This window comes from Rhodoblastus sp. (assembly GCF_041915505.1).
Lineage (GTDB): Bacteria > Pseudomonadota > Alphaproteobacteria > Rhizobiales > Beijerinckiaceae > Rhodoblastus.
Genome location: NZ_JAYSBG010000144.1, coordinates 1 through 8,384, shown reverse-complemented (window position 1 = coordinate 8,384; position 8,384 = coordinate 1). Strand labels below are relative to the sequence as shown.

Genomic DNA, 8,384 nt, shown 5'->3' with positions numbered 1-8,384 from the left:
AGACCAGCGCGACGATCAGGCTTTCCTCGAACAAAGTGTGACGCAAGGTGTCGATCGCCGCGAGGATCAATTGCGAGCGGTCATAGACCGGGACGATCTCCACGCCCTTGGGCAGGCTCGGCGCCAGAGCGGCGAAGGCCGTCTTGACATTGTCGATCACTGTCAGGGCATTGGCGCCATAACGCTGCAGCGCGATTCCGCTCGCGACCTCGCCCTCGCCATTAAGTTCGGTGATGCCGCGCCGCTCGTCCGGGCCGAGCTCGACCCGCGCCACATCCTTCAGCAACAACGGCGTGCCATTGTCCGAGCGCAACACAATGGTTTCGAGATCGGGAATTCCGCGCAGATAGCCGCGGCCGCGCACGATATATTCGAATTCGGACAATTCGACCGTGCGGCCGCCGACATCCGTATTGCTGGCGCGGATGGCCTCGCGGACCTTGGCGAGCGTTATGCCGAGCGCCTTCAGCCGATTGGGATCGACCACGACGTTATATTGCTTGACGAAGCCGCCGACGCTGGCGACTTCCGCCACCCCGCCCGCCTTGGCGAGGCCATAGCGGATCGTCCAGTCCTGCAGCGACCGCAATTCGGCGAGCGTCAGCTCCTTGGCGACGACCGCATATTGATAGACCCAGCCGACGCCGGTCGCGTCCGGTCCCAGCACCGGCGCGACGCCCGCCGGAAGGCGGCTGTTGGCGGCGCTGAGATATTCCAGAACGCGCGAGCGCGCCCAATAGAGGTCCGTGCCGTCCTCGAAAATGACATAGACGAAGGAGACGCCGAAAAAGGAAAAGCCCCGCACGACTTTCGAATGCGGGACGGTCAGCATCGCGCTGACGAGCGGAAAGGTGACCTGATCCTCGACCACCTGCGGGGCCTGGCCGGGAACGTCCGTATAGACGATGACCTGGACGTCGGAGAGATCGGGCAAAGCGTCGAGCGGCAGGGTGCGCAAGGCATAAACGCCCGCCACGACGATGAAGGCGACGGCGACGAAGACCAGAACGAGGTTGCGCGCCGACCAGGCGATGATGCGGCCGATCATTTCGGTTCCTCCATGGCGCTCAGGCCTTTGAGCGCCGCCTTGAGATTGCTCTCCGCGTCGATCAGGAAATTGGCCGAGGTCACGACCCTGTCGCCCTCCGCGACGCCCTCGCGGATCTCGACGGCGCCCTCGCCACGCCGACCGGTCTTGACCTCACGCGGCTCGAACCGGCCCTCGCCCCGATCGAGGATGAGCAGTTTGCGCGTTCCGGAATCGATCAAGGCGCTGTCGGGAACCGCCAGAACCTTCTCGCCGCCGTCGGTCATGATTTCCGCCTCGACATACATGTCGGGCCGCAGCACCAGATCGGGATTCTGCAATTCGACGCGAAGGCGCGCCGTGCGGGTCTCTCTATTGATCTGCGGATAGATGAGGCTGACCCGGCCGGCGAACACGCGCTCGGGCAAGCCGCGCACATGGACCGAAACCGCCTGCCCCGGCTGGATGCGCGGATAATCGCGCTCGGCGACATCGACCAGCGCCCAGACGGTGGAAAGATCGGCGATCCGGAACAGAGGCTGGCCGGCGTCGGCTTTCATGCCGTCGGTCGCCTGGCGCTCCATCACGATCCCGTCGCGGGGCGCCTGCCAGGCCACGCTCAGCGGAACCTTGCGCGTCCGATCGATCTCCGCGATGAAATCGGCCGGGACATTGAGCACCTCCAGCCGCGTGCGCGCGCCGGAAAAACCTGGATTGGCGTAATATTGCGCCGCCGCCGCCGCGATTTCCGGCGAGAAGAAGCGGAACAGGACCTGGCCCTGGCGCACCGGATCGCCCGTCGTGACATCGGCGACCTTCTCGATAAAAGCGGTCGAACGCGTAGAGACGATGGTCACGCGGCGCTCGTCGAGCTGGATCGTTCCCGGCGCCCGGATCAGATCGCCGAGCTTTTTGGCCTGAACGGGTTCCGACCGCACCCCGGCGCGCTGGATCTTGCCGGGCGGCAAAACGATGGCCCCCGAATCAGCCTCTTCGCCTTCATAGACGGGCTGATAATCCATGCCCATGCCGTCCTTTTTGGGAACCGGCGAGACATCGGCGAGGCCCATCGGATTGCGATAATAGAGGATGCGCTTTTTCGCCGGCTCGGCCGCCGGGGCGGGCGGTGGCGACGCCGATCCGGCCGAGAGCGCAGGCGCAGCCAGCGCCACGAGCGCGCAAGCGCCGACGAGCGCGAGCGCGCCCGTGAAACGAGCAAAGGGGGACATGATAGGGATCTCCGGGCCGGAACGCCGGCCTTCGCGTAACGTCGCGGACGGTTCCCGCCCTTCAGGGCGGAGGACGGTCCTGTTGCGGAACGTCAGGCGATGGGCGGTCGGAGATCAGGCGCGCTCGTCCGGCTCGGAGGGCCGGCGAGGATAAAGAGAGGGAAGGACGCGCGCGCGACGAGGCGCGGGACCAGCGCGGAAGCTTGAGTCGCCGCGAGCGAAGCGGGCATCGCGCAAAGGCCGAAAATGCAGCATTTCGATGTGGCGTCGCAGTCGTCGGCCTGACCCTGATGGGCGTGCGACGCCGTTTCAGCCGACATGGCGGGGCAGCAATGATGCGCCTGATGATGGGTCTGCGCAGCCATGGCGCCGCCAACGCTCGCCGCGAGCAGGCCGCAGAGCGCGAAAATCGAGAGAATGAGGCGGAGCCAGTGGGCCATCCAGAGAACGTCCTAGGATCGGGACGAACTTATCATCGCCCGACCGGTTTCAACAAGCCGTCTCAACCCTACCGAGCGCCATGATCCCGATGATCGGGATCAGAGCTTTATCCGGCGCAAGCGGGCGGCGTTGGCGATGACGCTCACCGACGACAGCGCCATCGCCGCCGCCGCAAGAACGGGCGAGAGCAAAATTCCCAGGAATGGGTAAAGAACGCCGGCCGCGACCGGCACGCCGAGGGCGTTATAGACAAAGGCGAAAAACAGGTTCTGCCTGATATTGCCCATGGTCGCCTGCGACAGGGTCCGGGCGCGCATGATTCCTGTCAGATCGCCCTTGAGCAGCGTTACGCCGGCGCTTTCCATCGCGACATCCGTCCCGGTGCCCATGGCGACGCCAACGTCCGCCGCAGCCAGCGCCGGCGCGTCGTTCACGCCGTCGCCCGCCATGGCGACGATCCGCCCGGCCGCCTTGTAACGCTGGACCACCGCGCTTTTCTGGTCCGGCAAAACCTCCGCTTCGACATCGTCGATGCCGATCCGGCGCGCCACGGCTTTCGCCGTCGTCCAATTGTCGCCGGTCAGCATCACCACTTTAACGCCGGCCGCCTTCAAAGCCGCCAGAGCGGCGGGGGTGGTCGCCTTGACTGGATCGGCGATGGCGAAGATTGCGGCGGCCTTGCCGTCGATGGCGATGAAGATCGCCGTGGCGCCGTCCGCGCGTAATCTGTCAGCCTCTTTGGCCAGCCCTTCCGTTGAAATCCCGCTCTCCGAAAGAAAAGGCGCATTGCCGAGCAGGATGGCGCGGCCCTCCACCACGCCCAGCGCGCCCCGGCCGGTCGGCGAGTCAAAATTTTCAACGGGAACAAGCGCCAGTCCGCGCGCCTCTGCGGCCGCGACAATGGCGCGCGCCAGCGGATGTTCGCTCGCCCGCTCGACGCTTGCAGCCAGCCGCAGCGCCTCATCCTCGCCAAAACCCTCCGCCGTGACGATGGCGGTCACCGCTGGCTTACCTTCGGTCAAGGTCCCGGTCTTGTCGACGACCAGCGTATCGACCTTTTCCATGCGCTCAAGCGCTTCGGCGTTCTTGATGAGCACGCCGGCCTGGGCGCCGCGCCCGACGCCCACCATGATCGACATGGGCGTGGCGAGGCCGAGCGCGCAGGGACAGGCGATGATGAGAACCGCGACCGCCGCGATCAACCCATAAGCGAAGCGCGGCTCGGGCCCGAACATCGACCAGGCGGCGAAGGCCCAAACCGCCACGGCGATGACCGCCGGAACGAACCAGCCGGCGACCTCATCGGCCAGCCGCTGGATGGGCGCGCGGCTGCGCTGCGCCTCCGCGACGAGCTGAACGATCTGCGACAGCATGGTGTCGCGCCCGACCTTTTCCGCTTGAACCACAAGGCCGCCGCTCTGATTGATCGCGCCGCCGATCACATGGGCGCCCACTTCCTTGGTGACCGGCATGGATTCGCCGGTGACCATCGATTCGTCGACGGCGCTGCGCCCTTCGAGGACAATGGCGTCGACCGGCGCCTTTTCGCCGGGACGGATGCGCAGGCGATCGCCGACCTGAACGGCGTCCAGTCCAATCTCTTCCTCGGCGCCGTCCGCTTTGATGCGGCGCGCGGTTTTCGGCGCAAGGTCGAGCAGCGCGCGGATCGCGCCGCTGGTGGTCTCACGCGCCCGCAATTCGAGCACCTGGCCGAGCAGGACCAGCACGGTAATGACCGCCGCCGCTTCAAAATAAACCGCGACCGCGCCGCCCGGGCCGCGAAAGGCGGGCGGGAATATTTGCGGCGCGAGGGTCGCGACGACGCTGTAGCTCCAGGCGATGCCGGTGCCCATGGCGATCAGCGTGAACATGTTCAGCTTGCGTGTCGCCAGCGATCGCCAGCCGCGCACGAAGAAAGGCCAGCCAGCCCAGAGAACGACAGGCGTCGCGAGAGCCAGTTGAATCCAGTTCGAGGTCGTGTGGCCGATCAGATGGCCGAGATCAGTCAGATGGCCGCCCATTTCCAGAATGAAGACGGGCGCCGCCAGCGCCAGGCCGATCCAGAACCGCCGCGTCATGTCTTGCAGTTCCGCGCTCGGTCCAGACTGGTCGGAGCCGAGCAAGGGCTCCAGCGCCATGCCGCAGATCGGGCAATGGCCGGGCCCGACCTGACGGATTTCCGGATGCATGGGGCAGGTGTAGATCGTTCCGTCCGGGACGGACGAGGACGGCGCTTTGTCTGACGCCGGCTGCACATAACGCGCTGGATCCGCCGTGAATTTGCCGCGACATTTTTCCGAGCAGAAGAAATAGCGCTTTTCCTCGTGAGACGCGCTCAGCGCCGTTTGCGGGTCGACGGACATGCCGCAGACGGGGTCCTGCGCCCGCTGCTGCGGCGCGGTCCCCGGGGAATGATGCGCGTGACCGGCATGATGATGGATGTGTGAGGCTTCATCCCCCATGACGAATATCCTTCCCAATCTGCAGCTCAAGGCGTACACCTTCCCACCATTGGAAGGTCAAGGGGGGCGACGATGAATATTGGCCTCGCGGCCGGGCAGACCGGCGTCTCGGCAAAAATGATCCGGCACTACGAGGCGATCGGGCTTTTGCGGCCTGCCGCGCGACGGGCGAACGCCTATCGCGACTATGGCGATCGCGACGTGCGCGACCTCAAGTTCATCCGGCGCGCCCGCATCCTCGGCTTTTCCATCGACGAGATCAGAAGCCTGCTCGCTTTGTGGCGCGACGAAACCGGCTCCAGCGCCGAGGTTCGCGGCATAGCGCAGGCCCATGTCGCCGATCTGGAACGACGCCTAGCGGAATTCCAGGCGATGATCGCGACATTGCATCACTTGATCGACTCATGCCCGGGCGACGGCGCCCCGCATTGCCCCATCCTTCAGGAACTCGCGCATGACGGCGCCCCATAGGCGCATGTTCGCCCATGTCCGGCAGGCGCGCGCTGACGACGAGGCATGGTCGAAATTTTTCCGATTCGAATCCGATTGACAGCGCGACGCCGCGCGAATAACCCCACCGTCCGACAGCCTTCGTCCGTCTGGCCACGCCGGGGGACGACGACAAGGGGATTCCAAAGTGGCGAAACCGGAACTCGGCAACAAACGTCAATGTCAGAATTGCGGCGTTAAATTTTTCGATCTCAATCGGGACCCCATCCTTTGCCCGAAATGCGGCGCGACCTTCCAGCCGCCCGCGCTGTCGCGCGCCGCCGCCCGCGCCGCTGTCGCGGATGACGAGGAAACGGAATTGCCTGAGGCCGGCGCCGAACTGGTTTCCCTTGAAGACGCCGAAGCCTCTGAGGACAAGGCGGCCGCCGCCACCGACGACGATGTCGATCTCGGCGATGACGCCGGCGACGACACCTTCCTCGAAGAGGAAGAAGAGGATAACGACGACGTTTCGGATCTCATCGACGGCGATATCGAGACCGACGAAGAAGGCTGAGACGCTTTTTCGCGTCCGATCCGGCCCGAACGCAAACGCCCGCGCGATCGACGCGGGCGTTTTCATGTCATGAAGCCATCGTCAAACGCCCAGATTACCGAAAAGGCGCGACAGAAATTTCTCGCCGCGCAAATTTTTGCCGGCCGGCGCCTTAAAGGGCTTGTCCACACTCCGGCTTGCCGCTATACAGCCGCCCACGCCTCGCCGCGACGCGGTCGCCTTCCCAAAGGCCTGAGGCAGATGGGGCCATAGCTCAGTTGGGAGAGCGCTTCAATGGCATTGAAGAGGTCGTCGGTTCGATTCCGTCTGGCTCCACCAAATCAAAATCCTGACAGGCTCCACAGCCGCGTCTCCCCTTAAGCGGGGCTGGATTCGCTCTTGTCGCTGCGCGCGCGACGCGAGGCGAAAATCGAGCGCGATTCGCCGCGCAGCAGCTTTTTCACCGGACTGGCGGCGACGATCTCGCCATTGTTCACGAAAGCCTCGTGATTGGCCTCGATCTCATCGAGATCATAGAGGTAATTGACCATGATGGCCGCCGACTCCCGCAAGCCCTTGGCGGATTTGTCGCCGAGCCAGTTGATGCGCTCCAGGCGCGCGCCATTGCCGAGATGGAATCGCGCCACCGGATCCACCGGACGGCCCGCAGCGGTCTTGGCCTTGAGGAAATATTCGGCCGCCAGCGGCTCAAGCGCGCGACGCAGGGCGTCGTGCTTGTCGGCGGCCTCGATCCAGTCGCCTTTGGCGAGCAATTCCGCGAGCGCCAGCTCGATCCGCGCGACCGGCGGCGCCTCGCCGGCCGAAAGCCATTTCATGAAGCCCGGAACCGGCGACAAGGTGACGAACTGATCGAGTCGCGGCAGTTCCCGGCGCAGCTCCTCAACGACCTGTTTGATCAGGAAATTGCCGAAGGACACGCCGGCCAGGCCCTGCTGGCAGTTCGAAATGGAATAGAACACCGCCGTGCGCGCCTTTTCCGGATGTTCGGGCGCGCGATCCGGTGTCAGCAGGCCTTGAATATTATCCGGAATGGCGGCAGTGAGCGCCACTTCGACGAAAATCAGCGGCTCGTCGACCAGAGCGGGATGAAAGAAGGCGTAGCAACGCCGGTCCTGCGGATCGATGCGGCGGCGCAGCTCGTCCCAGTCGCGAATCTGGTGAACGGCTTCATAGCGGATGATTTTTTCGAGAATATTGGCCGGCGTGCCCCAATCGATATGACGCAGGACCAGGAATCCCGGATTGAACCAGGACGCGAACAGATGGATGAAATCCGCGTCGACCAGCGCCAGATCGGGATTGCCGCGGCTGAGCTTCAGGAAATCGGCGCGCATGGCGACCAGATCGCTGGTGCCGCCAGGCGCGCGATTGAGCCGGCGAAACAATTCGTGCCGGCGGGGCTCCGTCTGGTAATGCAGCCTGGACGCCGCCGCCGCATCAGGATTGCGGCCATAAGCGGCGACCGCGTCGTCGAGCTTCTTGCCGTCCGGCCCGAAATCGCGCGCCAAAGCCTCGAAGAAATCCAGGCGGGCGGCCTCCGGCAGGCGCGCATAAGCGTTGAGGGTCTCGCGAGCGATGAGGGCGCCGGTGGCCTCGCCGCGCCCCGAGAGCAGCGCCTCGCACAGGGAAAGAACGTCGACGGCGGTCACCGGCGTTTCGCCCGTGGCCCAGATGCCGCGATCCAGCAGGCCGCGTCCGCGCTCTGCAATGCTGGTCAGGAGATCTGAAAAGAAGGCATTGCTCATCACGGCTCGCTCCGTCGTCAGCCTTTGACGCCCCTCCCGTCCCGCCGCGAGCGAGAGCGGGAAGCCGCTTCCGTTCCCGCGCTCGCCGATTGGCCGCGGCTCTGGCCGGCCGCCTTGGACGCAGCATCAAACCTAAAGCGCGTGAAATTAAGGCCGCGTTTCGGCCTCACGCGCCGCCGCTCATTTGGCGACCAGCACCTGACGGCATTCCGGCGGCAGATTCGCCATGGTCATCGGCGGCTTGGGCTTGGCGTTGGGATTGAGCCGGGGATGCAGGATCGAATCCCGGAACCAAAAGGCCAAAGATTCGTCGCAGCCATCGCCCGCCGGAACCGGATCCTGCTCCTTGCAGGCCTCGCTGCCGTCCGGACAGGCGATCCGGACGTGGAAATGATAATTATGCCCGTAATAGGGGCGCACCTTGTGCAGCCAGGACCGGTCGCCGGTCGCTTCGCGGCACAAAGCCTTCTTGAT

The 8,384-nt window shown here is 64.9% G+C and carries 8 protein-coding genes and 1 tRNA gene; 3 read left to right on the top strand and 6 right to left on the bottom strand.

Annotation, left to right across the window (positions count from 1 at the left end; genetic code table 11):
- The 4 genes from ACE3S9_RS10640 to ACE3S9_RS10625 form a co-directional block, all read right to left on the bottom strand.
- Positions 1-1,048, bottom strand: a 1,048-nt coding sequence (locus ACE3S9_RS10640; RefSeq protein ID WP_374546431.1) for an efflux RND transporter permease subunit, incomplete at its 3' end; no start/stop codon positions are given.
- Positions 1,045-2,256, bottom strand: a complete 1,212-nt coding sequence (locus ACE3S9_RS10635) for an efflux RND transporter periplasmic adaptor subunit (protein ID WP_374546430.1) — start codon at positions 2,254-2,256, stop codon at positions 1,045-1,047. The genes ACE3S9_RS10640 and ACE3S9_RS10635, both read right to left, overlap by 4 nt.
- A 92-nt stretch (positions 2,257-2,348) precedes the next feature.
- Positions 2,349-2,696, bottom strand: coding sequence for a hypothetical protein (locus tag ACE3S9_RS10630; protein WP_374546429.1), 348 nt, complete (start codon positions 2,694-2,696; stop codon positions 2,349-2,351).
- A gap of 99 nt (positions 2,697-2,795) precedes the next feature.
- A complete protein-coding gene (locus ACE3S9_RS10625; RefSeq protein WP_374546428.1) occupies positions 2,796-5,159 on the bottom strand; it encodes a heavy metal translocating P-type ATPase in 2,364 nt (787 codons plus the stop codon).
- A gap of 72 nt (positions 5,160-5,231) precedes the next feature.
- Here ACE3S9_RS10625 and cueR point away from each other — a divergent pair, with 72 nt between their 5' ends.
- From cueR to ACE3S9_RS10610, 3 genes are all read left to right on the top strand, one after another.
- Positions 5,232-5,630: a Cu(I)-responsive transcriptional regulator gene (gene cueR, locus ACE3S9_RS10620; protein ID WP_374546427.1), complete on the top strand. Its 399-nt coding sequence runs from the start codon at positions 5,232-5,234 to the stop codon at positions 5,628-5,630.
- A 166-nt stretch (positions 5,631-5,796) separates the two neighbouring features.
- The gene (locus tag ACE3S9_RS10615) at positions 5,797-6,165 is read left to right on the top strand and encodes a TIGR02300 family protein (RefSeq protein ID WP_374546426.1); all 369 of its coding nucleotides are present in this window, start codon (positions 5,797-5,799) and stop codon (positions 6,163-6,165) included.
- Between the two features lie 242 nt (positions 6,166-6,407).
- Positions 6,408-6,483 (top strand) — tRNA-Ala (locus tag ACE3S9_RS10610).
- Positions 6,484-6,521: 38 nt separating this feature from the next.
- Here ACE3S9_RS10610 and ACE3S9_RS10605 read toward each other — a convergent pair.
- Together ACE3S9_RS10605 and ACE3S9_RS10600 are read right to left on the bottom strand one after the other, a co-directional pair.
- On the bottom strand, positions 6,522-7,910 hold the full coding sequence (locus ACE3S9_RS10605; protein ID WP_374546425.1) for a malonyl-CoA decarboxylase: 1,389 nt from the start codon (positions 7,908-7,910) through the stop codon (positions 6,522-6,524).
- Positions 7,911-8,090: 180 nt separating this feature from the next.
- Positions 8,091-8,384 (bottom strand): penicillin-insensitive murein endopeptidase (locus ACE3S9_RS10600; protein ID WP_374546424.1); only part of this gene is annotated, 294 nt, incomplete at its 5' end.

Excerpts from the sequence above, each read along its gene's own strand:
- ACE3S9_RS10635 (WP_374546430.1), bottom strand. The coding sequence starts at position 2,256 with ATGTCCCCCTTTGCTCGTTTCACGGGCGCGCTCGCGCTCGTCGGCGCT.
- ACE3S9_RS10630 (WP_374546429.1), bottom strand. The coding sequence starts at position 2,696 with ATGGCCCACTGGCTCCGCCTCATTCTCTCGATTTTCGCGCTCTGCGGC.
- ACE3S9_RS10625 (WP_374546428.1), bottom strand. The coding sequence starts at position 5,159 with ATGGGGGATGAAGCCTCACACATCCATCATCATGCCGGTCACGCGCAT.
- cueR (WP_374546427.1), top strand. The coding sequence starts at position 5,232 with ATGAATATTGGCCTCGCGGCCGGGCAGACCGGCGTCTCGGCAAAAATG.
- ACE3S9_RS10605 (WP_374546425.1), bottom strand. The coding sequence starts at position 7,910 with ATGAGCAATGCCTTCTTTTCAGATCTCCTGACCAGCATTGCAGAGCGC.